18 protein-coding genes and 1 pseudogene are annotated in these 25,457 nt (G+C 35.5%); 9 read left to right on the top strand and 10 right to left on the bottom strand.

What is annotated here, in order from left to right; translation table 11 throughout:
• From NHF50_RS07980 to NHF50_RS07945, 8 genes and pseudogenes are all read right to left on the bottom strand, one after another.
• Positions 1-720, bottom strand: a pseudogene (locus tag NHF50_RS07980) (hypothetical protein); the annotation flags it as partial.
• Between the two features lie 87 nt (positions 721-807).
• Complete coding sequence (locus NHF50_RS07975) at positions 808-1,236, bottom strand: hypothetical protein (RefSeq protein WP_252775651.1); 429 nt, start codon at positions 1,234-1,236, stop codon at positions 808-810.
• A gap of 348 nt (positions 1,237-1,584) precedes the next feature.
• Positions 1,585-1,977 (bottom strand): hypothetical protein, encoded by a 393-nt coding sequence (locus tag NHF50_RS07970; protein ID WP_252775649.1) that lies wholly within the window; start codon positions 1,975-1,977, stop codon positions 1,585-1,587.
• 8 nt (positions 1,978-1,985) lie between these two features.
• Positions 1,986-2,579 (bottom strand): hypothetical protein, encoded by a 594-nt coding sequence (locus NHF50_RS07965; protein WP_252775647.1) that lies wholly within the window; start codon positions 2,577-2,579, stop codon positions 1,986-1,988.
• A 37-nt stretch (positions 2,580-2,616) separates the two neighbouring features.
• Positions 2,617-3,048 (bottom strand): hypothetical protein, encoded by a 432-nt coding sequence (locus NHF50_RS07960; protein ID WP_252775645.1) that lies wholly within the window; start codon positions 3,046-3,048, stop codon positions 2,617-2,619.
• Positions 3,041-6,538: a DUF6443 domain-containing protein gene (locus NHF50_RS07955; RefSeq protein ID WP_252775642.1), complete on the bottom strand. Its 3,498-nt coding sequence runs from the start codon at positions 6,536-6,538 to the stop codon at positions 3,041-3,043. Before NHF50_RS07955 ends, NHF50_RS07960 begins: the two co-directional genes overlap by 8 nt.
• 6 nt (positions 6,539-6,544) lie before the next feature.
• Complete coding sequence (locus tag NHF50_RS07950) at positions 6,545-9,265, bottom strand: RHS repeat domain-containing protein (protein ID WP_252775641.1); 2,721 nt, start codon at positions 9,263-9,265, stop codon at positions 6,545-6,547.
• A gap of 5 nt (positions 9,266-9,270) precedes the next feature.
• On the bottom strand, positions 9,271-10,827 hold the full coding sequence (locus NHF50_RS07945; RefSeq protein ID WP_252775639.1) for a T9SS type A sorting domain-containing protein: 1,557 nt from the start codon (positions 10,825-10,827) through the stop codon (positions 9,271-9,273).
• 638 nt (positions 10,828-11,465) lie between these two features.
• On the opposite strand from NHF50_RS07945, the gene NHF50_RS07940 reads away from it, so the two are divergent.
• The gene (locus NHF50_RS07940; protein WP_252775637.1) at positions 11,466-12,899 is read left to right on the top strand and encodes a T9SS type A sorting domain-containing protein; all 1,434 of its coding nucleotides are present in this window, start codon (positions 11,466-11,468) and stop codon (positions 12,897-12,899) included.
• 123 nt (positions 12,900-13,022) lie between these two features.
• On the opposite strand, the gene NHF50_RS07935 is transcribed toward NHF50_RS07940, so the two are convergent.
• The gene (locus NHF50_RS07935) at positions 13,023-13,634 is read right to left on the bottom strand and encodes a thioredoxin family protein (RefSeq protein WP_109569181.1); all 612 of its coding nucleotides are present in this window, start codon (positions 13,632-13,634) and stop codon (positions 13,023-13,025) included.
• Positions 13,635-13,697: 63 nt separating this feature from the next.
• Between NHF50_RS07935 and NHF50_RS07930 the strand changes: the two genes are divergently transcribed.
• The 8 genes from NHF50_RS07930 to NHF50_RS07895 all read left to right on the top strand — a co-directional run bounded on the left by NHF50_RS07930 (position 13,698) and on the right by NHF50_RS07895 (position 24,671).
• A complete protein-coding gene (locus NHF50_RS07930) occupies positions 13,698-14,492 on the top strand; it encodes a patatin-like phospholipase family protein (protein WP_109569180.1) in 795 nt (264 codons plus the stop codon).
• Between the two features lie 81 nt (positions 14,493-14,573).
• Positions 14,574-15,281, top strand: coding sequence for a UMP kinase (gene pyrH, locus NHF50_RS07925; protein ID WP_109569179.1), 708 nt, complete (start codon positions 14,574-14,576; stop codon positions 15,279-15,281).
• 33 nt (positions 15,282-15,314) lie between these two features.
• Complete coding sequence (frr, locus tag NHF50_RS07920; protein ID WP_109569178.1) at positions 15,315-15,878, top strand: ribosome recycling factor; 564 nt, start codon at positions 15,315-15,317, stop codon at positions 15,876-15,878.
• A 71-nt stretch (positions 15,879-15,949) separates the two neighbouring features.
• Positions 15,950-18,433: a DUF5686 family protein gene (locus NHF50_RS07915; protein WP_252775635.1), complete on the top strand. Its 2,484-nt coding sequence runs from the start codon at positions 15,950-15,952 to the stop codon at positions 18,431-18,433.
• Between the two features lie 100 nt (positions 18,434-18,533).
• Positions 18,534-20,945 (top strand): RND family transporter, encoded by a 2,412-nt coding sequence (locus tag NHF50_RS07910; RefSeq protein ID WP_252775633.1) that lies wholly within the window; start codon positions 18,534-18,536, stop codon positions 20,943-20,945.
• A gap of 90 nt (positions 20,946-21,035) precedes the next feature.
• Positions 21,036-22,469, top strand: a complete 1,434-nt coding sequence (gene asnS, locus NHF50_RS07905; protein WP_252775630.1) for an asparagine--tRNA ligase — start codon at positions 21,036-21,038, stop codon at positions 22,467-22,469.
• Between the two features lie 82 nt (positions 22,470-22,551).
• The gene (rpoN, locus tag NHF50_RS07900; RefSeq protein WP_252775628.1) at positions 22,552-24,018 is read left to right on the top strand and encodes an RNA polymerase factor sigma-54; all 1,467 of its coding nucleotides are present in this window, start codon (positions 22,552-22,554) and stop codon (positions 24,016-24,018) included.
• A gap of 41 nt (positions 24,019-24,059) precedes the next feature.
• On the top strand, positions 24,060-24,671 hold the full coding sequence (locus tag NHF50_RS07895; RefSeq protein ID WP_252775626.1) for a hypothetical protein: 612 nt from the start codon (positions 24,060-24,062) through the stop codon (positions 24,669-24,671).
• Here the strand turns inward: NHF50_RS07895 and NHF50_RS07890 are convergent.
• Positions 24,666-25,370 (bottom strand): porin family protein, encoded by a 705-nt coding sequence (locus NHF50_RS07890; RefSeq protein WP_252775624.1) that lies wholly within the window; start codon positions 25,368-25,370, stop codon positions 24,666-24,668. The genes NHF50_RS07895 and NHF50_RS07890 overlap by 6 nt on opposite strands.
• Positions 25,371-25,457: the final 87 nt, after the last annotated feature.

The raw sequence follows: 25,457 nt of genomic DNA, 5'->3' as shown, positions 1-25,457 counted from the left end.
GCGGTCTCCGTTTCGAACCAAGGTTTTTATGTTACCGTTCTTATCGTAACTTACTTGTTCTTTGTAGTTGTTAAAAACGGCTGTTGCTTCCGGTTTAAGATAATCTGCATTGGTCAATCGGTTTAAGTCGTCATACGAATAGTTGTATTTTCGCAAGACATTATCATTTGCCGTTCGCCAATACGTAGCCGAGATGTTTCCGTTATACAAAGCATCCGGTGCCGCATCATGGATCGCCAGAGGAGCATAGTCGTTATAATCGATCTTAAAGTTAAACAGGTCATTGCCTGTCATAATATTATTAACATCATTAATGTTTGTCAACCAACCTCTGATGTTGTAGGTATAGTCTACCGTTTGTAAAGCGGTTGCTCCCGTAACGTCTGTACCGCCAACATTTTTGCTGATCAATTGCCCCAGTTCGTCATAGGTATTTTTGCTAATCAATTGTTCAGCAGTCTGGTCGATCTGCTGTTTGTGCAGCAACAAACGGCCTTGGTCGGTATAGGTATACATATCCTTTACGGTAACTACCGCTGCATTGGCATCGTATTGGTGGGTTGTCAGGGTATAGTCCACCTGTCCTGCCCAGTCCAGTTTGGTATCTACCTGGGTATAACCGCCTAAATGATTGGCGGTATAAGTCCGCACCGGGCGGTATTTGTCATCGTACAACGTATAACTTACAGTAGCCGTGGTAGCGGTCGGGTCGTCTAACACTCTTACCCAGCTACCCGTAGGAGAACCTTTTACCTTGTTGCAATTAAATTAACTTATCTGACACACTCATTACTTATATAATCCATACTATCCAAATTTATTTAATAAGCTAAAACCAAAAAAAGTTATAAAAGTTATACAGAAATATATAAAAATTAATCTACCATTTTTGAATTTATATTTTTCTAATATAACACGATATTTTTCCTTTAAAAAAACGGTATAATAAGTAATAACAATACTTGGAATAAGTAATATTATAATATACCATAAGAAGCTCTTTTGAGAGTTTTTAGATAAATAAGATGTTAATAGATCATAAGATTTAGATACCAAATCATAATTAGTAAAATATAGTATAGCACTTAATATTGTTGCAATATTGATAGAAAGTAATATAGACATATAAGAGAGTGTGAAAATTTTCCAATGATCCTCACCACCATTTTTTATTCTTTCATAATTAATTGCATCTGCCCATACAGAGTAATATATTTTTTTAAAAAATTTAATCATTTGCTTCTTCTATTAAGTCATACACAAGTCTACCTGTAAAATAAATAGCTGCACCGGCACCTATTGCCCAGCCAACAGGATTACTTGCTAAAAATAAAGTAGCGCCTAATGATTTATTTATCCTATAGCTAAAAAATCTATTGTTGCACTGGAAGTATTATACGATTTGGTTTTAACCTTAACAGAGTTACAAGCCTAAATAATTAGAAATAATACTCCAAATATTACTTTAAAATTTTTTAACAAAAAAATAGATTACCAATAGACACAATAAAAATTACAAACTTTAATAACTTTAGTACTAAATAAAAAGATAGACATTTTAGTCCATCCTTTTATTTAAAAAAATTATTTTTTATTGCCTATATAACCAACAAAAATAAAAATCACAATTGAACCTATTATTGTTAAAAACACAATTATTTTGCCTATTAAATCTGACTGTTTAGATTCGCCTCTAAACTTTTCATCAATTTGAGAAATTAATGACGGTCTTTTGAAGTAATAATAATTTGAATAATAAATAAATATTGCAAGTATTAACATTACTATAGAAAACTTATTATTTGGAATCTTATATATATTTAAAAATAATTCAAAATAAATATCCAAAGTCAGAATATAAAAAAACAATGCTATTGACAAATAAATAACTGCACCATTTAATGCAAATTCAGGGCTACTTGTATATGACACAAATTTATATAACTTATAAAAAAAATAATGATAAAAATTTTTCATTTTAATATTTAATTATCTATTCCTGTTGATTTCCAAAATTGATCTCCATAATAATAGTCAAAAACAGCATAGCCTCCAACTGCTATTAAACCTATAGGGTTAGATATTGCTACAAATGTTAACGCTGCATTAATCCCGAATCTAGCATAATCACTATTTTGAGCAGTCCCATTCTTAATTTTAGAACCTAATTGCAATCCATCTATTGCTAATCCAAGATAACCAGCTTTTTGTAAAAATTTATTTGCTCCTTTTAAGCGAGACAAACTATGATAATCTGTTAATGCTTCAATTACATCACCACCTTTTTTATACTTATTAATAATCTGTTGTTTCAATAATGTTTCGGTCAAATTAGTTACACTAGAAACCTTCGATAAACTAACAGCAGTCGCACTTTTCACTTTATTAAAATCTTTATCATTAATGATAGAATCGAAATCGAAATTATTTTCAATAGAAGACATATCATTATCCTCTACTTCAAAATCACCTTCTCCACCACTTGACCCTGTCCCCACAAACTCATTCCCTTGCATATCGATACCCCCATCTACTCCATCAAAAGTATATTCATTAATACCTTTTTTACCTTGTTGCAATTAAATTAACTTATCTGACACACTCATTACTAACATACTATCCAAATTTATTTAATAAGCTAAAACCAAAGAAAGCTATTATGGTAACAACAAAATATATTAATAATAATTTTCCATTTTTGAACTCATAATTTTCAAGAATGTATTTATATTTTTTTTTGTAGAAAATAGAAAAGTATGTAAATATTAAACTTGGTAAAAATAAAATTAGAATTGACCAAATAATACTAATTAATCGTTCATTCAAAGTTATTCTTTCTTCTATTTTTGAAATCATACTTAAAAATATGTCATATCCAGTAAAATACAGGAACGCACTCAAAATAGCCAAAATATTTAATGCCATGAGAATAGACATATAGGCAAATGTGAAAGTTTTCCAATGATCTTCACCACCATTTTTTATTCTTTCATAATTAATTGCATCTGCCCATACAGAGTAATATATTTTTTTAAAAAATTTAATCATTTGCTTCTTCTATTAAGTCATACACAAGTCTACCCGTAAAATAAATAGCTGCACCGGCACCTATTGCCCAACCAACAGGATTACTTGCTAAAAATAAAGTAGCACCTAATGATGTAACACCTACACCTACATCAACATAATCTATTGTTGTAGCAGTCCCTTTATATATTTTATATCCAGAATAAGCAACTCCAACAGTAGTCCCGACAACTCCAGCAACTTTAGAATATTTTAAAATCTTCAATCCATATTTTCCTAATGCAGCATTTCCATTTGGTCCTAAAACAGCATTTATTCTCCAATTCTTTTGTCTTACATCTAATTTTTGAAAGCTCCACAAGTTACTATTAGACTTAAAAGAACTAGCTACCCTATACATAGCAAAGCCAGAAACTGCACTACTAACATTTCCTACTGTACTAACCGAAAGTCCGAAATAATCAACTTCATCTGTACTAACATCTATACCGCTTATCAAATCATCATTATCCTCTACTTCAAAATCACCTTCTCCACCACTTGACCCTGTCCCCACAAACTCATTCCCTTGCATATCGATACCCTCTCCCTGCCAATCTACTCCATCAAAAGTATAATGTCCTACAGAACCATCTTCATTACGAGTGGTTAAATTATCTCCCCTATCAGGAACCAATTTGTTCCCTTCCCAATGCCAATCACTTCCATCTAAATATTCCTCTGAATCATAGCTATATGGAGACATTCCATCTGGATCGATGAAGCGTAGAGGGTTATTAAAAGCATAATTATATGGGGAATATCTTCTCATTTGTTCTGCCAGTGGGTCAATATTCATCCAACGACCTAAAGCAGAGTCATAATTCCTTGCACCGTAATCGTAGAAGTTCAATCCTAATTCATCCTGCCATTCTTTGCCGTTGTATTTATACTGATATGAACCGTCTCCCTCATATTTAGGAAGGTCTTCCAGAATGATCTGGTTTAAAGCTTGATCTTCAATATACTGCTGCTCGTTAGTGTTATACGCCGTGTGTTTTAATCCGAAAGGATAGTAGTTGTTCTCTTCCAGTATTTCACTGTTATCTACCATATTATCTTCATTGGCATCGCTATAACTTAAACGAATGTTCCCTAAGTGGTCGGTGTAATTGAATACATAATGGTAATGCCCGTTTAAAACATCTACATAACCTTCTTCGTGTGGAAAAAATTTCAAAGAACCATTGTAATACTGAAAACCTCCGACTAAATACTGTGTCGTAGGGTTGTTGTTTCCGTAGACATATTTTTGCAACTTGGTCCCAACAGCATCGTAAAGATATTGAATTTCAAATCCATTTTCAAATAAAATGCGTACCGGAAGATTCAAATGATTGTAACGGATTCCGGTAATCCCTTTATTGGTATCTCTAAACATATTACCATTAGCATCATAGCCATAGTCATCATCAGGGTCTTCTATACCGTCACTGTCATCTTTAAAGCCCTGTGGCACATTAGTACTGTCAAATACTTTATCTAATTGATTAGAATTTGCTCTATACGTATAGGTCAGATCGTCTATTACAAATTCATAATCATTAGCGTCACTGTCTCCGTGACGGAGAAGTCTAAGTATATTTCCGTTTTTGTCATAAGCTACAGATTCGTGGTAACTATCATGATAATTTCCTCCTTCTTTTAAATAATTACCAACGGTTAAACGGTTTAATGCATCATATTCATAATTATAAAAACGTAATATATTGTCGTTAGCCGTTTTCCATAGCGTTTCCGATATGTTTCCGTTATAAAGTGCCACCGGGTTTTCTTGTGGATCGTTATATCCTATAGAAAAAGCAAAAAGATCATTTCCTAAAGTGTTTACATCGTTTATGCTTTTTAACCACCCTCTGATGTTGTAGGCATAGTCTACCGTTTGTAAAGCGTTTACTCCCGTAATATCTGTTCCGCCAACATTTTTGCGAATCAATTGTCCTAGTTCATCATAGGTATTTTTTACAATTAACTGCTCGGGTTCAGTGTTAATCTGTTGGGTATGTAGTTCCAGACGATCTTGAGGAGTATAACTAAAATTATCCCGCTTTACCACTTCGTTTGAACTGTTGTTGTATTTATGTCGGGTAATAGTGTATTGCGCTTTCCCTGCCCAGTCCAGTTTGGTATCTACCTGCGTATAACCGCCTAAATGATTGGTGGTATAGGTTCGTACCGGTCGGTATCTGTCATCGTATAAGATATAGAAAGTCTCTGCTGTAGTACTTCCCGGTGTGTCTAAAACACGTACCCATGTTCCGGTGGGTAATCCTTTAACATTAGTTGCCAGTGTTTGTCCTTCTACATCATTAGGCAAAGTAGGGGCTCCGGCAAAGGTATAATCGTCGTAATAATTCTCTGTCAAAACTTCATTTTGTGATAAAGTAAACGGATTACTGCCACTGTTAATACTGCTTTGATTGGTGTATCGGGTATTGGCATTGACCGTCATTTGTTTCCATCCGGTTTTAGTCACTCGTCCGAATACATCGTATTCTGTAATTAACCAACCGATGTCGGTTCCTCCGTAAGGCGTAAATGCCGGTCCGGTTGCCACAGGTCGGTCCAGTTTGTCATAAACAATAAATTCCCATTGTTTACCGGGTAATTTTTTCTCTACTAAACGATTACTACTATCATATTTATACTGATAACATAATTCATCTAAAATAGTTGCAGTTATGTTCCCATTAGTCAATGGAGATAATACATAGGTCAGATTTCCAAATTGATCGTATACATAATAGGTATCATGGGGGGTATTATTATTATAGGTACGTTTTAAAACTATCTGTCCTTGTTTATTTTTAAACTCCTCAGTTGTATGATTTAGTCCACTAATCCAGTTCTCATCTTTAGAGATAGTTTTATATAAATCATTAGCAGTGTAGTAAGCATTTTGAATAATACTTATATTATAAATACTATATGTTACATTCCAAGTAGCAGTTGCTTTAAAATACTTTACTTCATCTTCTACATTTGTACGATAATCCAATTTTATTTCTTTACCTGAGTCCATTGTCCAGTCGTTTCCTGCTGAAGCAACCTTTATAACTCTTTCATAAGGGGATATTTCCAGTTTACTCTCTGTATATGGATTTAATGTGTTCTCAAACTCAGGCTGGTTATAAAAATCATAAACTTCACTACCTGCAGTATCATTATAATTTAAGCTTGGTCCTTGATTTACGTAAGGTAAAAAATCTTTAGTTTGCCTACCAAATTGATCATATTCAAAATGATTAATAATATCTTTTCCTGAATTTGATTGCTTGTGTGCTATTTGTTGAATAGGGCGTCCCAATCCGTCATAATACGTTAGTTGCACCGCTGCCTCATCTGCCTCAGGATTGCTTAACGGTGTTGTACTGGCTTGTTTGTAAGCCGTGGTTTTTATATAATTCTGATCTGGACTTTGTCCCAAAACCAGAACAGGTAGTAGTATTACTATATAAAATAACTTCTTCATCTTGCTTTAATTTGTATAATGGTATTCATTTTCATTTAAGATGTTGCCATCTTTATCTTTGACGTATTGTAACCTGCCAAAACTATCATAATGATAGGTTGTTGTATTGCCTCTGGGATCAGTTATAGTACTTATCCCTACAAGTGGTTTATAGGTAGAAGTGGTAATCATTGCTCCCGCAAGGACTGAGGCATTTCGTAAAGTATTTAAAGCATTTAGTAAAGCTATTTCATCATTAACATTAGATGCTGCTTCTATATCACTGATGTAATTTTGAGGAATATCATTATAACCAAAATTATCAATCTTTGCTACTAATTCATTGTTATTATACCCCCAAATATAAGCAGTCTTTATCCCTATATTATTTTCCATCTCTAATATATTGCCATTTGTATCATTAACTAAATTTACTTTAAAAAGAGGTTTTAAATCATTATCCCCTTTAGCGACTTTACTTGTCTCTGTTAAAAATATATTTGGGGCCCATTTCTTCTGGACTTGAACTACTTTAGAAACTTTTTCAGTATTTAAAAACTCCTCTTGTAATAAAGGAATACCTACATAATTTTTATTGTTCAAGTCAGAAACATACGGTTCTGATGAAACATTTGAATCAAATGGATAATAATAATTAGTTTGATAGGTGTTTCCTCCTGATACAGATTTCGTTTCACTTCTTAAAATCAAATTATCATTATTAATATATTGATAATTTATATTCTCTGATATAATATTATTAGTTAAGGTATATGTGATTTCTGTATTATCATTCCCTTCATACTTTGTATTAGTTATTCCCATTAGTCTATTCCTATTTATCATAATTGGACTTAATTTTTTGCTCATAAGCCAATACATAACACTACCAGAATTTCTTGATTCTGATCTATATTTTGCACTATTTATAGTATCTATAGTAGAATATTCATAATTGAATACTCTTTCGCTCTGTAACATTTCAGCTTTGTTAAAAATACTTTCTTTTTTTAGGATTTTGTTTCTGTTTACACCTTCAAAATCTGAAGTATATTCTCGTTCAAAAATATATTCAACTTCATTTGTATCATAATCAATCACTTTTTCTGTCACTTTGCTAAAAAAATTCCCTCTTTCATGAATATTTGGTATATAAAAAGTTTGCGTTGAATTACTCCCGTCTATTTCTCTTAAAATATAACTCCCCGACCAAAATTTTCTGTTTGTTCCAGCTTGAGTAACATAATGTGCTGCAAATTCATCTGTTAACAAGCAAAAACCTGACATACCATTATGTTCATATTTAGTATAAGTTATTTTCCCTCCTTGTGAATATTTTTTTATAGACTCAATTAATAAACCTCCTCCATAAACATTGCCATAATAACTGTGATTTTCAGCATTTAATTTATAATCATACTCAACAATTCCTCCAAAATGGTTCTTAACTTTCTTCAACATTCCCCATTTTGCGTAAGCAATATTAGGATATAAATTTCCTGCTATAAGTATAGTACCATCAGCTTTTCTAATACTTAAAGGCAAGAAATTATTATTTTGTATACCATTATTAAAACCAAAAAAATCTTCATAATACCCCATATTATTTTCTACATTTTGAGAACCAAAATATTCAAATTCATAAAACAATTCTTCTTGATAATTAGAGCTTACTTTATTTATTTTCCATAAATCCAAACCATTTCCAAAATTTGAAGTATTGTAATAAAACTTATATCCAAAAACATAATTTTCAAATTGATCATAGATATTTACTTCTTCTAAATAGTCATTTACATCGGAATAAATAAATTCAACTTTTAAATTATTTGTTTTGATAGTTTTAGGAGTTAAATATTTTTCCTGTATTAAGTAGTAATCTGTAGAATGATTATGAACTATATTATTAATATAGTCTTGATGAATAAGAGTGTTTGAATTTATATCATTAATATTCTGATAGTTAATACCTACATGATAAAAATCAGTTATATTTTTTTCTTTTTCAAAATATTGCAAAGTAACAAAATCTCCATTTGAACAGTTATAAATAGAATCTAAATAGAATCTATTTCTAAAATCATTTGATCCACTTCTAAAGAGTTCTTTAATTATAGGACCGTTTTTAAAACTTAATGTATTTGCCTTATCATCAGTGATTTCAAAAACTATATTTGAATTTTGCTCCGAAGCACTATTAATAAAATTATTAAAGAATGTGTTAATTTTTGTTTTTCTGATGCTATTTAAAATAACAGGTTCTATAATTCCATTATCTTTCTTATATAAAAAATCAAAATTTAAACCTAAGCTAGTTGTCAGTAAAAAATAGTCAGGAGAAATATCTTCACCATTATAGCTAAGGCTTTGAGGACAATCTGACTGACAATTGTCACTATAGAAAAATGAACTAAAATCAGGATTGGATGAATTAAACCATCCATCTTGTTTAGAATCTTTTTTATGATTTATAATATTATCAATCATTCCTATATTTTGTATTGTCCATCCATAACCGATTGGTCCAGGAACATCATTAACTTTTAACCCTCTATGTGAATAAATAATATTTATAGGAATACTCATTCCATTATAATCTACATCGAGAAGTTTTATTACTGTAGATTCATCATTTGTTTTTAAAACATCATCTGAGAATTGACCAGAACTATTCTCAGAAGAATAATTTTGGCTAAATAGATTGATTGTAAACATTAATGATATTAAGAAAACTTTTTTTATATTCATAACAATTATTTTTTAATCACTTTAACACCTCCGGTTTCGGTATCTGTTTTTATTTCTACTACGTAGATTCCGGTTGGTAGGTTGGTCAAATCTACCGGTATCGTTTTTTCGCCTTTGATCTCCGTACGGCTGATTGTTCTTCCGCTCAAATCGTATAAAGTCGCTGTTCCTTTGCTGTAGTCAAAGCTTACAATTACATTGGTAAAATATTCCGTCGGGTTCGGTACCGCTTCCAGGTCAATGCGGGCTTTCTCTTCCTTGTCCTTGTCTTTGAGCTTTACCACCCAAAAGTCATTACCGCCTTTGGCTGTCTTTTTGTCTTTTGAGGCAGTGCCGTTTGAGGTCCCTGCCAAAAGATAACCTCCATCGCGGGTTTCCAGCAAGCGTTTCATCACTTCATCGCCTTTGCTTCCTACCGTTTGACTCCAAAGCTCCTCTCCGTTAGGCTTGATCTTTAAAGCAATATAATCGTTGATCCCTTCTTTGTCTTTCCTGATGGTTTTAACAGGTGTTTTTTGTCCGCTTTTGTCCGCTTCACTCTGGGCGTAACCGCCAATGATAAACGTACCGTCTTTGTTCTCTACCAGTGAGGTTAAGATATCGGCTTTGCCATAGTTATACGTTTGTTGCCATTCGATCTCACCCGACTCATCGATCTTTAACACCCAGAAATCGGTTCCTTCACGGTTGGTCTTCGATTTGGAATACGTCGCTCCGGAATTGGAGTTCCCGCCTAACAAATAACCGCCATCCCGGGTAGGGATCAAAGCATTCAGATTATCGTCCTTTTCCCCGCCGTAGGCTCTTTGCCAGTCGATCTCGCCCTGCGCATCGAGCTTCACGATCCAGTAGTCTCCCAAACCGTAGTTCTCTTCTGTTTTATCGCCCGAAGCCGGAGAGTTGGAATAGCCTCCCAAAATATAACCGCCGTCTGTAGTTGGTTGAATGCTGCGCAATTCGTCCACATATTTCCCACCGATGGTTCTTTGCCATTCGATCGTTCCGGCTTCGCTGAGTTTTACGACCCAAAAGTCCAGATTCCCTCGCGAATCTTCTGATTTACCATACAAATCGGGAGTTTGTCCTTCCGGAGTTATCGTTTTATTGGAAGAGGAAGTTCCCCCTAAAATATAGCCGTTGTCTTTGGTCTGGGCAATGCTTAAAAGCTTTTCCATTCCGCTGCCGCCAATGGTTCTTTGCCACAGTTGTTGGCCTTTAGCATTGAGCTTGATGATCCAGAAGTCTTCTTTGCCTTTGCTGTTTTCGGTTTTGTCGGAACCTTTATCGGAAGCGGAAGTACCGCCGAGGATAAATCCCCCGTCACCGGTAAGGGCTATGCTTTGTAACAGGTCTTCTTTGTTGCCGCCAAAGCTCTTTTGCCAGTCCAAATTGCCGTGCTCGTCCATCTTCCAGACCCAGTAATCCAGATCGCCTTTGTTCTTTTCGTCTTTGTTGCCGTTTTTACCGGAAACCGAACTTCCGGCCAGGATAAATCCGTAGTCAGGCGTCGTATGGCATCGTATAAGTATTCGGCATGTTTGCCTCCATAGGTCTTTTCCCATAGGATATCCTGCGCTGAAGTAATGGCAGGAATCAATAATGCAGGGAAAATAGCGGTTAAGCGTAATTTTATTCGCATTGCATTTGATTTGTAATTAAATATGGATAAATGTATGTTTTTTTTGTAATACGAAAAGGTAAATAGTTGTTTTTACGGTTTTTTCAGTTTTAACTGGATATTTTAAATGTTTCTTGAATTTTTAAGGTTTTTTATCTGTGTATTTTTTTTAAACTGTAGTTTTTATCTAAAAAAATGCAATGGACAAAAAATCAACACAATGTCAAAATCCTACTCAAAATTGTTTTTTCGGCATTTTGTGTCAATTTTTTGATAGATTTTTTTTAACACAACAATTGTGGCATTTTTTTTAAACTATTTTTTTGCTACAAAACGTGTGATTTTTTTCTAATGTGATTTTTTTGGATACAAAAGTTGTAGCAAATTTTTCGTAATAGTTTTTTGGCTACGGTTTTTATGAACCAAAACTTTTCTCTTTTTTACATCATTTTCAACACATCAAAAAATCAGTTCAAAACTCACTATGTTCAATTGAATACAAAATAAAGACTCCCAACAACTTGTTGGGCTTACTTTGCTTTCATAAAACAAAATTTACGATAGTAATCTTTAAAAATAATTATGAGAAAAACAATACTTTTTATCTTGTTACTATGTTCTTTTACCCTTTTAGGACAGACTCAAATAGGGCAAACGATCTACGGTGAAAATGCAAATGACCTGCTCAGCCAAGTCTCATTATCTACAGACGGAACGATCATGGCGGTAGGCACTCCGGATAGTAACAATTTAACCGGCTATGTAAAAGTCTATCAAAGGAACGGAAACAACTGGCAACAGATCGGACAAAAACTGGAAGGAGGCAACCCAAATGAACAATTCGGAAATTCTCTTTCTTTATCAGCAGACGGAACAATTTTAGCCGTAGGATCAATAGCTTATTCAACCAATATTTTGTATGTAGGAAAGGTAAGTATCTATCAATTTTCAGGAGGCAATTGGACAGCAATAGGTCAGGATATAACAGGGAGCTCTGCGTATGAATACTTAGGCGCTTCTATAGCCTTATCTGACGATGGCAGTATTTTAGCCATCGGAGCTCCTTCAAATAGCAGTACAGTCCCTAGCTACACTGTTACGTATCAATATAACGGGTATAGCTGGATACAAATGGGACAGATCCTTTATGAAGAAGGAATCAGCGATTATAACGGAAAAAGTGTTGCGCTCTCTGCTGACGGAACAATACTAGCAAGCGGAGCTCATTACAATGACGGAGGAGGTGCTAACTCCGGACATGTCAGAATTTATAGTTTTAACGGTCTTAGCTGGCAACAACTCGGTACCGATATAAACGGAGAATATGATTATAACTATTTCGGAAACTCTGTAAGTCTTTCTCATGACGGAACTATTATTGCCATAGGAGGTCCCGGTGGAGGAAACGGATTTGTAAAAACCTTTCAATATAATGGAAATGACTGGCAACAGATAGGTCAAACAATACAAGGCGATGTTTTTTATGGTTCTTTCGGAGGCTCTGTAAGCCTTTCTCATGACGGAACTTTCCTTAGTTCCGGCTCTTATCTCGGTGCTGTCGGAGGGTATGAGTATGTACGAGCCTATCATTATAACGGTTCTATTTGGGAACAACTAGGTAATGATATTATATCTGACACCAATCTTGACCGTATCGGTTGGTGTGTTTCCCTTTCAGGAGACGGTTCTTCTCTCGCTGTTAGCGCACCCAGAAACAATACAAACGGAACGGACTCCGGACAGGTTAAAGTATATGATCTGACAACAGTTTTAGCTTCAGAAACTTTTATACTTAACTCTTTCACGCTTTACCCTAATCCTGTAGAAAACCTTATAAACATTAATTTTCAAAACAACCTCTCTTTTGTTCAAGCTACTATCTATAACCAATCCGGTCAACTGATCCAAACAACGCAATCGCTGCCTGTTAATGTCAGTGATCTTGCTTCCGGCACTTATTTCATAGAAATTGTTACCCATGAGGGTAAAGAAATACAACGATTTGTAAAAAAGTAAAATTGGCAAAACAACTTTCACTAATTTTTCTGTACTACCCTAAGCCCCACAACAAAAACTAAGAACAAAGCCGATACTTAGATTAAGTATCGGCTTTAAAAAAAACAGTAGTAATTTCAATTTCTATTCCACTAATACGTTTTGTTCTATTAAAGCTAAAAGTTCTCTTTGAGTTGTTTCACCTTTATCTTTTAAATACCATTTTTGCAATTCTACTTTAATCGGTTCGTCCACTACTCCGTGTTCCGCTTTATAATCTGCGATCATTTTTCGAGCTGGTTCAGGTCTTGGCCCCCAACTGCCGATTACTTCTTCCGCATCCGCATCCCATAAGATCACTTTTGGGATCGCCTTGCCTCCGTTGGTCAAAAACAGGTTCATCAGATCGTCATGATCGTCCCGTAAAACGATCTTTAATACAACTTTATCGGTTGCCTCTGCTGTTTTATTCAAAACAGGAAGTATCTGTGCCGCGTCGCCGCACCAACCTTCTGCTAATACTAACCAAGTTATCGTTTTAGGCAGCGCATTCAATTGCTCCTGCACTTCCGGCAAAACAGCCAAAGTCTTATCCAGACGGTTCATACGGGTTTCATTCAATTGCGTATAGCCCAGTAAAGCTTCACTTTGAGTATGTCCGGTAACCTTTCCATCTGCTAAAAGAGTTGCTATGTGTTCTCTATATTCCGGATAGCTAAAACTATCTTGTAAAGCATTTTTTATACTATTTTTCATATTCCTGACATTTTTGGCAAATTTAATTCTATTTTTGAATACTCTTTGTTAGTTTGGTTACAAATGGATGTTAAAACAAAAACTATCGGCATTACATTATCCGGCGGCGGTTCTAAAGGAATTGCGCACGCGGGTGCCTTACAATTTTTAGAAGAACAAAAAATTAAACCTACAGTAATGTCGGGAACCAGTGCCGGTGCCATCATTGCTGCTATGTATGCCTTTGGGAAAACTCCGAAAGATATCCTGAATTTCTTTCAATCTATTTATCTATTTCACTGGAAACATTTTACTTTGAAAAAACCGGGCATAATTGATTCCGAATCTTTTCAATTGTATTTTAATGAGATCTTCGGGGATACTAAGATCGGAGATCTGCCGATCCCTGTTAAAATTACAGCTACCGATCTTGTAAAAGGAAAGCTTAAAATTTTCAGCGAGCATACAAAAGTGACAGATGCTGTTTTGGCTTCCGCCTCTTTTCCCGGAGTACTGTCTCCTTACAAAGTTAACGGAAAATTGTATAGTGACGGTGGTATCCTGAACCACTTTCCGACAGACCTGCTGCAAGGGAATTGTGAAAGTATCATCGGCATTTATGTAAGCCCGATACACAATATTGAAGAAAAGGAACTTAATTCCATCAAATCTGTAACAACACGTGCATTTGAGTTGCTTTCCGGTCATGCCAATTATCAAAAGTTCAATCTTTGTGATTGGGTCATAGAACCGAAAGCTTTAGCTGATTTCGGTACTTTTGAGACCAGTAAAAGTAAAATGAGCACCATTTTTGATATCGGATATGAAGAGGCTAAAAAATCATACGAGGAAATACTAAAAAAGGAGCAATTGTCTTGACATGCTTTCCGTGTTATTCGCATACATTTTTTGAGTATATTGTAAATTTGTTTAAGTTTGCACCACTAAAGGAACAACACAATGAAATATAAAAGAATTCTTCTGAAATTGAGTGGAGAAGCTCTTATGGGCGACAGGCAATACGGTATTGACCCTAAACGTTTAGCAGAATATGCTGAAGAGATTAAAACGATCCACGACAAAGGGGTTGAAATTGCCATAGTAATAGGAGGAGGAAATATTTTCAGAGGTGTTGCCGGAGCCAGCAATGGTATGGATCGCGTACAAGGTGATTATATGGGCATGCTTGCAACAGTTATTAACGGTATGGCCCTGCAAGGCGCTTTAGAAGAAGCCGGAATGCAAACTCGTTTGCAAACTGCCTTAAAGATTGAAGCTATTGCGGAACCGTATATCAAAAGACGTGCTACGCGACATCTGGAAAAAGGAAGAATCGTTATTTTTGGTGCCGGAACCGGAAATCCTTATTTTACAACTGATACAGCTGCTGTTTTAAGAGGTATCGAGATCAATGCTGATGTTATCTTAAAAGGAACGCGTGTTGACGGTGTTTACACCGCAGATCCGGAAAAAGATCAAAATGCCGTAAAATTTGATTTTATTTCTTTTAACGATGTAATTGCAAAAGGATTGAATGTAATGGACACTACTGCTTTTACCCTTAGTCAGGAAAATGAATTACCTATCATTGTATTTGACATGAATAAGTTCGGTAATTTATTAAAAGTGTGTGAAGGCGAAATTGTAGGAACAACTGTTACTATATAATTTTACTAAAAAACAAATTATAAAAATTAAGCCATGACAGAAGAGATCAATTTAATTATAGACACGGCAAAAGAATCTATGGACGGTTCTATTGCTCACTTAGAAAAAGAATTTTTAAACATCAGAGCCGGTAAAGCCACACCTCAAATGTTAGGCAGTGTATTTGTTGAATACTACGGTTCTCAAACTCCTTTATCTCAGGTGGCTAATGTTAGTGCTCCAGATGCAAGGACGTTGACAGTTACTCCTTGGGAAAAATCAATGCTTCAGACCATTGAAAAAGCAATTATGATTGCTAATTTGGGATTAAACCCTATGAACAACGGAGAGAACATTATCATTAATATTCCGGCCTTAACGGAAGAAAGACGTAAGGACTTGGTTAAACAGGCTAAAACCGAAGCGGAAGATGCTAAGATCAGTATTCGTAATGCCCGTAAAGACGCTAATAACGACATCAAAAAAGAAGAAAAAGAAGGAACTTCTGAAGATATTTGTAAAAAAGCTGAAGAAGATATTCAGAAATTAACAGACTCTTACATTAAAAAGATAGATGATCTATTGGTTCACAAAGAAGCTGAAATCATGAAAGTATAAATTTTAAGTCCCGATTAACAATCGGGATTTTTATTTTGAATACCTTTGCATTGAAATCGATAATTCAATCAATGCCGAAAAAGCTTTTTGTACTCTTTTTGTTTTTTACTGCGCAACTTTCTATCAGTCAAACCTTCATCAAAGGACAGATTATAGATTTTGACACAACTATTCCTATTGCTTTTGCAACAATAAATTATAACGGCAACACGTTCAGTGCCGACTGGGAAGGTAAATTTTCACTCTATGTCAATGAATTTGACAAACCTCTCGTTATCAATTACAAAGGGTATTATGAAAAATATGCTTATCCTCAGAACAATAACAAATTCTGGATCATTAAGCTTACTGAGAATGAGAACGCTGTTCAAAAAGAGATCTATTCTGAGCACGAAGTGGACCAGATCATTAAAAAGGTTATTGAGAACAAATCCAAAAACGATCCGGAACTGGCTTTAAAAAGTTTTGAATATAAGAACTACGAACATTTATTGGTTACGGCTAATCCGGATAGTATTTCTGAAAAGATAGACAGCATCGTTAAAAAGAACATTTTCGGCAAACGCAAAATAAAATTAGATTCATCCAATTATAAGTTTAAGAATTTTGTCAAAGAACAACACATTTACCAGACTGAGAAGGTAAACCTTATCCAGCATAACAACCAAGGGACAAAAGAAACAGTTCTGGGTGCCCGTATGGCCGGACTGAAAAAACCGCTTTACGAATTTTTAGGGCTAAAACTCGTTTCTTATTCCGTATATGAAAATCCTTTTGAGATATTGGAAATACCGGTTCAGAATCCTCTGTCAAAATTTGGGCGTATCCTATACTCTTTCCACATGGTGGATTCCGTTCAGATTAACAACCGAAAAACATACCGTATTTATTTCCAACCGAAAAAATTAAAATCCAATCATTTAAGAGGATTACTATTTGTAGATGCTGAAAATTTTGGTATTGCTCAGGCTTATTTCCGGATTTACGGAATGGTCAACATTGATGCCACCTATACTTTTGATTATCTGAAATCACATAAAATCTGGTTTCCGAAAAAGCGAACCTTTAATGTTACCAAAGGTAGTAGCAACTACGATCTGAAACTTTTCGGAGAGACGATAGAGTTCAACTCCAGTCTGGAAACCGGAATCAGTCAAAATGCTTCTGACCGGATCTATCTTCGTCTGGAATCTACCCCGATGGAGATCAAACTGGACAACGATTTTACCATTTCGTCTCCTCAGATCATGATCGATGTCCCCGAAAAAAGCTTATCACAGAAAGATTCTTTTTGGAAAAAATATCAGAAAGACACTCTGGATGTCCGAAAACATCGCACCTATGTTTCACTGGACAGTATTTCAAATGCCGAAAATATTGAATACAAGATCTTCCTCGGCAAAAAAATCATCAACGGTTATTTCCCGGTCAGCATCGTCGATCTGGATCTGAGAAGTCTTGTAAAATTCAACAACTATGAAGGTTTCCGCTTAGGTTTGGGAGGAGTTACTAACCCTAAGTTATCTGAAAAATACAAAGTAGCTTTTTACGGAGCCTATGGTTTAAAGGACGAAAAGTTTAAATTTGGCATCACCCCTTCTTATCTTACAGACGAAGAAACTGAGACTTGGGTCAGTGCTTCATATAGCGAAGACCTCTGGGAGATCGCTCAAACCAGCTTCGCTACCGATTCGCACCGCTTTAAAATTTACGATCCCCGACCTATTAACATCTCTACTTTTTACAAGAATAAAATGGCTTCTGTATTTGCTGAAAGTAAATTCATTCCTAAAGCAGATACCTATTTTTCATTTTCCAGAAATGATATTACCCCACTGTTCTTTTATGAATTCCTGAATAACGGAAAAACATACAGTCAGTATACTATAACCGCAGCACAGTTTGCCATTCAGTGGAATCCTTTCAGTGAATACATGCAAACACCCGATGGAAAGATCGAAATTGAAAAGCGGCATCCTAAATTTTCATTTCAGGTCACTCAGGCATTACCGAACGTATTAGCCAATGATTTTACATTTACCAAGTTTGATTTTAAAACGTTCTACGAACTCCCTTATTTATCAGGGCAAAAAAGTTCTCTTTTATTCCAGACCGGTTGGGCATTAGGCGATGTTCCTATTACACATCTATACAACCTGCAACCTAACAACCTGAACCGAGATGCTATTTTACAACGGATCACGTTTGCCGGCAAGAATAGTTTTGAAACTATGTATTTCAATGAGTTTTTCTCAAACCGATATGCTTCTTTACAACTCCGGCATACTTTCAACAAAATACGCTTAGGCTATAGTTTTACCCCTGAATTCAGTGTCGTTACCCGTATGGCATGGGGTGGCACTAATAAGCAGAACGAACATATCGGTATTCCTTATAAATCATTGAGTAAAGGATTTTTTGAAAGCGGGGTCGAGGCCAATAAACTCTTCAAAGGCATCGGTATTTCAGCTTTTTTCCGTTATGGACCAAACCAATTAGCCCATTTTGATGACAATTTAGCGCTTAAAATTTCTTATCATCTGGATTTGTTCTGACCGAAACGCGTTAAGGCCTTTAAATTTATCTTAATTCTTTGCATTGTAACCTAACTATTTAAGCAAGAATACTTACCTTTGCGCTTCAATTTTTTTTACAATGTTTAAGTGGTTAAACACCAGTTTTTGGGATTTTATAGCACGCAAGATTCTGCGAAACAGAATTGCACTTATTATTGCTTTGGCAGCGTTTACTGTTTTCATGGCTTCGCAATGGAAATACATGCGCTTTACCTATACAGAAGCCAACTTGTTGCCGGATCATCACGAAGTCAATAAACAATACAATGCTTTTCTGGATAAATTCGGTGAAGAAGGGAACCTGATCGTCATCGGATTCAAGGATTCTACCTTTTTCAATACTAAAAATCTAAAACTTTGGGAAGATTTTATTGCAGACATCAAAAAAGATAAAGCAGTAGAACTAACGCTTTCTATTGAAGACTTAAAAGTGTTAGCCAAAGATACCGCTGCCCAAAAGTTCAAATTGGTTCCGTTCATCAATTCAAAAGATGTTACTGACAGCTACTTAAAAAAGAAAGAAAAAGAATTGTTCAATAACCTACCTTTTTATGAAGGTATGCTATTTAACAAAGAAAGCGGTGCCGTACGCTTTGCTATCTATATGGACAAAGATGTAGTAAATACTGCTGCCCGTAAAACATTCATCAATAAATACCTGAACGAAGAAAAAATTGAAGCTTTTGAAAAAGCATCAGGAATTGATCTTAAAGTTTCCGGAATGCCTTATATCAGAACTTTGAACTCACAGCATATTATAGATGAAATAGGACTGTTTGTAGGCGCTGCATTAGGTATTACCTCTTTACTTTTCTTTTTCTTCTTCAGAAGTTTCCGGGCTACTTTACTTTCCATGGTCATTGTAACCATAGGTGTTATGTGGTCCTTCGGTACACTGGGGCTTTTAAACTACGAGATCACTATTTTAACGGCTATTATCCCCCCGCTGATTATCGTTATCGGTATTCCGAACTGTATCTTCCTGATCAACAAATACCAACAGGAGATCAAAAAACACGGTAACAAAGCAAAATCATTACAGCGTGTGATCTCTAAAGTAGGAAATGCTACTTTAATGACAAACTTAACCACTGCTGCCGGTTTTGCTACTTTTATTGTAACGGATAGTGAACTGTTAAAAGAATTCGGTACTGTTGCTTCATTGAATATTTTATTTCTGTTTTTACTTTGCCTGATCATCATTCCGATTGCGTACAGCTACATGCCTATTCCTAAGGAAAAACATCTGGCTCACTTAGGCAAAAATTACATGAAATCATTCATTCAATGGATTGAAAACACAATACGCAAACATTCTGTTGCCATCTTTGCGACCGCCATTGTATTACTGGTTTTAGGGATCATCGGGATCTATAAGATAAAAATATCCGGAAGTTTAATTGAAGATATGCCTAAAAAGGCTGCTTTCTTTAAAGATATCGTGTTTTACGAAAAAGAATTTGACGGCGTAATGCCTTTAGAGATCATGATCGACACCAAACGCCCGAAAGGTGCTTTAAAATCAAGTACTCTAAGACGAATTGAAGAGTTACAGGAAGCGATCAATGAAGTTCCTGAACTGTCAAAACCGATCTCTATTGTAAATTTGGTAAAATATGCCAAACAGACCTATTATAACGGAAATCCGGAATTTTATGAATTACCGACCCGTCAGGAAGAAACCTTTATTTTATCCTACATCAAAAACTCTACTAAAAAAGAGAATGAGAACATGCTGAAAAGCTACATTGACAGTACCGGGCAATATGCACGGGTAACTACTTTTATGCGCGATATCGGCACGGATAAAATGGCCAAGATCGAAGAACGTTTACAAGAAAAGATCGACAAACTTTTCCCAAATGAACGCTACACTGTTACCATGACCGGAAAGGCCTATGTATTTGAAAAAGGGACTCACTATCTGGTACACAATCTGGTATTGTCCTTACTATTTGCCATTTTCCTGATCTCAATGTTAATGGCCTACTTATTCCGCTCGTTCAAAATGATCATTATTTCATTATTGCCTAATATTTTACCGTTAATAATGACTGCCGGTTTAATGGGATTCTTAGGAGTACCGATCAAGCCTTCAACAATACTTGTCTTCAGTATTGCCTTTGGTATTTCCGTTGACGATACTATTCACTTTTTAGCAAAATACCGTCAGGAATTAAAAGCGAACAACTGGCGCATTAAGCGTTCTGTTTATGCTACGGTAAAAGAAGCCGGGATCAGCATGTTTTATACATCAGTCGTGTTATTCTTCGGATTTTCGGTATTTACACTATCCAGTTTCGGCGGAACCGTTGCCCTTGGTAGTCTGGTAGCCATGACATTATTGTTTGCCATGATGGCTAATCTGATCTTACTACCCGCTCTTTTACTCTCTTTAGAAAAGTCTGTAGCCAATAAAGAAGAGTTTCCGGAACCAACGATCAACATTTTAGCAGAAGACACAGAAGAGGATAGTGCTCAAAGACAATAAAGTTTATATTTGCATAAATTTAATATAGGTGAAAAGCCTTACTTATAACAGAAATTCATCAGACAAATAAAGATTAAAACAATAAGACAGATGAAACATATAAAAGTTGTAGACCTACTAAACAATACAAAAACATTGCAGGAAGTAACTGCTAAGGGTTGGGTTAGAACCTTTAGAAACAATCAGTTTATTGCTTTAAATGACGGTTCTACCATTCAAAATATCCAATGCGTAGTCGATTTTGAGAACACTTCAGAAGAAACCTTACGACGCATTACAACCGGAGCTGCTGTTGCAGTAACCGGAACATTACAGGAAAGCCAGGGTAAAGGTCAAAAAGTAGAGATTCAGGTAACCAAATTAGAAATTTTAGGCGATAGTGATGCTGAAAAATATCCTATACAGCCTAAAAAACACTCTTTGGAATTTTTACGTGAAAATGCTCACCTCAGAGTTCGAACCAATGCTTTCGGAGCTATTATGCGTGTTCGTTCTGCCCTATCTTTTGCGGTTCATCAATATTTTCAAGAAAGAGGTTTTTTCTATGTGAACACTCCTATTATCACAGGTTCTGATGCTGAAGGTGCCGGTGAAATGTTCCGTGTAACTGCCTTACCGTTTGACGGAACACCAAGAGGCGAAGAAGGAAAAGTAGACTTTAAAAAAGATTTCTTCGGTAAAGAAACGAATTTAACGGTTTCCGGACAGTTAGAGGCTGAAACCTATGCTATGGCATTAGGTCAGGTATACACTTTCGGGCCGACATTTCGCGCAGAGAATTCAAACACTTCCCGTCACCTAGCTGAGTTCTGGATGATCGAACCTGAAGTTGCTTTTAATGATCTGGACGCTAATATGGATCTGGCAGAAGATTTTATTAAATATGTGGTTCGCTATGCCGTTGAAAAATGTGCCGACGATTTACAATTCTTAGAACAACGCCTAGCCGATGAGGAAAAACAAAAGCCTCAGGCTGAACGTAGTGAAATGAGCTTGTTAGAAAAACTAAATTTTGTTCTGGAAAATAACTTTAAACGTGTTTCGTATACAGAAGCTATTGATATTTTAAAAAGCTCTACTCCGAACAAAAAGAAGAAATTTCAATATTTAATCGATGAATGGGGTGCTGACTTACAAAGCGAACACGAACGCTACTTGGTTGAAAAACACTTTAAATGTCCGGTAATCTTATTTGATTATCCGGCGAAGATCAAAGCATTCTACATGCGTTTGAACGAAGATGAAAAGACCGTTCGCGCTATGGATATCTTATTCCCGGGCATCGGTGAGATCGTAGGCGGGTCTCAGAGAGAAGAGCGTTATGATGTTTTGATCGAAAAAATGAAAGCCTTAAACATCCCTGAAGAAGAAATGTGGTGGTATTTAGACACCCGTCGCTTTGGTTCTGCCATTCACTCAGGCTTTGGTTTAGGTTTTGAGCGATTGGTTCTTTTTGTTACCGGAATGACAAACATTCGCGATGTAATTCCATTCCCGAGAACACCTCAAAACGCAGAATTTTAATCAAAAATTTAGCATAATTAAGTTTAGTTGTTTAACTTTATATAGTGTAAACGGCTAAACTTTTTTTAATTATAATTCGTTTATGTTAAAACAAAATCTTCAGTTAAAACTTTCGCAGAAACTTTCGCCACAGCAAATTCAATTGATGAAATTGATTCAATTGCCTACACAAGCTTTTGAACAACGGTTACAGGAAGAATTGGTCGAAAATCCGGCCTTGGAAAACGGCAAAGAAGAAAATGTGGATTATGATGACTATAATGATTCTTCTGATGACGATTATGATGATTATGACAACGAAAGAATTGAAGCGGAAGACCTTAACATAGACGAGTATCTGAGCAACGACGAAACACCTGACTATAAATACCAGACAAACAATTATAGCGATGACGACGAAGAACGCAGCATGCCATTTGTCGCAGGTGTTACTTTTCATCAGGACTTGCTGAACCAATTGAATACTTTTATCTTAACGGATGAAGAAAAGAATATTGCTGAATTTCTGGTGGGCAGTATTGATGACACCGGTTATTTGAGAAGGACAATCACAGATGTAGTAGATGATCTGGCTTTCACACAGGGTATTTATACTGACGAAGCAATCGTTGAGCACATTCTTCTGCATGTCGTACAAGAGTTAGAACCGGCCGGTGTTGCCGCCCGTGATCTGCAGGAATGTTTACTGTTACAGCTTAAACATAAAACACCGACAGATTCCATTGCTTTAGCTATTGATATTTTAGAGAACCAATTTGATGCTTTTACCAAAAAGCATTATGAGAAACTGATCCAGAAATACGAGGTTTCCAAAGAACAATTGCGTAAAGCAATCGACGAGATCGAAAAACTAAACCCGAAGCCGGGCGGTGCTTATGATGGCAATCAAAAACCTATAGAGCATGTGGTTCCCGATTTTACGATACGAATTGTAGACGGCGAACTGGAATTAAGCCTTAACGGACGTAATGCTCCTGAACTACATGTTTCCAGAGATTATCAGGAAATGTTACAAAGTTATAAGGATTCGAATGAAAAATCATCGACCCAGAAAGATGCTGTTCAATTCATCAAACAAAAGTTAGATTCTGCCAAATGGTTCATTGACGCCATAAAACAACGCCAGGAAACCTTGTTTGTAACTATGAATGCCATTATGCATTATCAGGAAGAATATTTCCTTGACGGCGATGAAACGAAGTTAAAACCGATGATCTTAAAAGATATTGCTGATATGGTTGGACTTGATATTTCGACCGTTTCACGCGTTGCAAATAGTAAATATGTTGAAACTCCTTACGGAACCAAACTCATTAAAGATTTCTTTAGTGAAGCCATGAAAAATACGGAAGGTGAAGACGTTTCAACTATAGAGATCAAAAGGATCTTGCAGAATGTCATTGAAGAAGAAGACAAGCGAAAACCACTACCCGATGATAAATTAGCCGAAATTTTAAAAGAAAAAGGTTACCCGATCGCCCGAAGGACTGTTGCAAAATACAGGGAACAACTGGACATTCCGGTGGCCAGATTACGCAAGAAGATCTAAATCAAATTTACTCAAACGGGAACTGCAATAAAGATAGCGCTATGAAAATAAAACAATTTTTACCTTTTTTTTCTTATCTCTTTCATCCGATCTTTATTCCTCTGTATGGCTCTGTTTTTTATTTTCTGACCTATCAGAATATGCTTCCTCCGAATAGCATTTATATGATTTTGATACAGATCAGCATCATTACACTGATGTTGCCTATGGCTCTTTATTTTCTATTAATATCACTAGGATTAGTTCGTTCTTTCACAGAAGCCAATATAAAAGAAAGGCGTATACCGCTTTCCATTCAGGCTATCTTGTTTTTCATCTTATTAAAGTTCAGTATCACGATTGAAAACCTGTCGGAACTTTATTTATTCTTTTTAGGTGGATTCTTTAGTACCGTATTAGCCCTCATTGCTATTATGGCTAATTATAAAGCAAGTTTACACATGATCGGCATAACTTCATTGGCTACGTTTGTATATTACCTTTCGGTCAACTACCAGCTTCCTTATATCAATATGGTCGCTACCTGCTTTATCTGCGTAGGTCTTGTAGCTTCTTCCCGCTTGTACATGAAATCACACAGCCCGAATGAATTGATTGTAGGTAGTCTTTTCGGAATTGTTCCACAAGTTTTGTTATGGCATTTCTGGCTATAAGATATAAAACATAAAGCCTACATTAAAAGAGCTCAATTTTAAATCCTGATTATCTAATTGTGTATTTTTAAAGATAGGGGTCAGCCCATAATAAACATACATATTAATGGTATTGTATCCTACACTTATATAAGGACCTAATTGCCATTTACTTACATCACTATTATTTTTGACTTTATAATTCGCAACAGCTGATTGGAAATCAGATTTGCTTCCCAGTAGGTAACTCGCTTTAAAACCGGTATAAATACGCCAGAACTTATGGTTCAAAGGAGTGGCATTTCTCCAACGGATCTCCAAAGGAATATCTAAATAATGCAGAATTAATTTATTCTTATCATAACTATTTTCAATCGCATAAGTTGCCGGATCTCCGTCCTGTACCTGAATATTATGTTTGATATTGTTATAAGAATAGCCTACTCCAAGTGCAACTGACCACTTTCGGTCTTTTGTAAAAGGCATATCGCGCATAGCTCCTAATGTTATACCGGTAGAAAAAGAATATTGCTTGTATCCTGCCGGTTTATTTTGCATCAAATTATATGTGATCGAAACATAAAACTGATCTTCTCTGAACAAAGAGTCTATAACTTTATAAGGTTCTTTTAACTCTGTCTTAGGTTCAGTTTCTTGAGCCCTAATAAACGAGCAACAGAAAAAAAAGATCAAAAACGAAAAAGTGAACCGTAACTTCATTTGCGTATTTTTTGCTAAGTTAAGACGAAAAAACTAAACAGCATAAAAAAAGGCACGCCTGTAAGCATGCCTTTTATATTTGGTAAA

Origin of the sequence: Flavobacterium sp. NRK F10 (assembly GCF_024054235.1) — a bacterium.
GTDB classification, from domain to species: domain Bacteria; phylum Bacteroidota; class Bacteroidia; order Flavobacteriales; family Flavobacteriaceae; genus Flavobacterium; species Flavobacterium sediminis.
This window is presented reverse-complemented; position numbering and strand designations above follow the sequence as displayed.

What these genes read in the sequence shown, in the direction of transcription:
- NHF50_RS07950 (WP_252775641.1), bottom strand. Translation starts at nt 9,265, where the DNA reads ATGAATATAAAAAAAGTTTTCTTAATATCATTAATGTTTACAATCAAT.
- NHF50_RS07930 (WP_109569180.1), top strand. Translation starts at nt 13,698, where the DNA reads ATGGATGTTAAAACAAAAACTATCGGCATTACATTATCCGGCGGCGGT.
- NHF50_RS07895 (WP_252775626.1), top strand. Translation starts at nt 24,060, where the DNA reads ATGAAAATAAAACAATTTTTACCTTTTTTTTCTTATCTCTTTCATCCG.
- NHF50_RS07890 (WP_252775624.1), bottom strand. Translation starts at nt 25,370, where the DNA reads ATGAAGTTACGGTTCACTTTTTCGTTTTTGATCTTTTTTTTCTGTTGC.
- rpoN (WP_252775628.1), top strand. Translation starts at nt 22,552, where the DNA reads ATGTTAAAACAAAATCTTCAGTTAAAACTTTCGCAGAAACTTTCGCCA.
- NHF50_RS07945 (WP_252775639.1), bottom strand. Translation starts at nt 10,827, where the DNA reads ATGGGAAAAGACCTATGGAGGCAAACATGCCGAATACTTATACGATGC.
- NHF50_RS07975 (WP_252775651.1), bottom strand. Translation starts at nt 1,236, where the DNA reads ATGATTAAATTTTTTAAAAAAATATATTACTCTGTATGGGCAGATGCA.
- NHF50_RS07960 (WP_252775645.1), bottom strand. Translation starts at nt 3,048, where the DNA reads ATGATTAAATTTTTTAAAAAAATATATTACTCTGTATGGGCAGATGCA.
- NHF50_RS07955 (WP_252775642.1), bottom strand. Translation starts at nt 6,538, where the DNA reads ATGAAGAAGTTATTTTATATAGTAATACTACTACCTGTTCTGGTTTTG.
- asnS (WP_252775630.1), top strand. Translation starts at nt 21,036, where the DNA reads ATGAAACATATAAAAGTTGTAGACCTACTAAACAATACAAAAACATTG.
- NHF50_RS07915 (WP_252775635.1), top strand. Translation starts at nt 15,950, where the DNA reads ATGCCGAAAAAGCTTTTTGTACTCTTTTTGTTTTTTACTGCGCAACTT.
- NHF50_RS07910 (WP_252775633.1), top strand. Translation starts at nt 18,534, where the DNA reads ATGTTTAAGTGGTTAAACACCAGTTTTTGGGATTTTATAGCACGCAAG.
- NHF50_RS07940 (WP_252775637.1), top strand. Translation starts at nt 11,466, where the DNA reads ATGAGAAAAACAATACTTTTTATCTTGTTACTATGTTCTTTTACCCTT.
- NHF50_RS07970 (WP_252775649.1), bottom strand. Translation starts at nt 1,977, where the DNA reads ATGAAAAATTTTTATCATTATTTTTTTTATAAGTTATATAAATTTGTG.
- NHF50_RS07935 (WP_109569181.1), bottom strand. Translation starts at nt 13,634, where the DNA reads ATGAAAAATAGTATAAAAAATGCTTTACAAGATAGTTTTAGCTATCCG.
- frr (WP_109569178.1), top strand. Translation starts at nt 15,315, where the DNA reads ATGACAGAAGAGATCAATTTAATTATAGACACGGCAAAAGAATCTATG.
- pyrH (WP_109569179.1), top strand. Translation starts at nt 14,574, where the DNA reads ATGAAATATAAAAGAATTCTTCTGAAATTGAGTGGAGAAGCTCTTATG.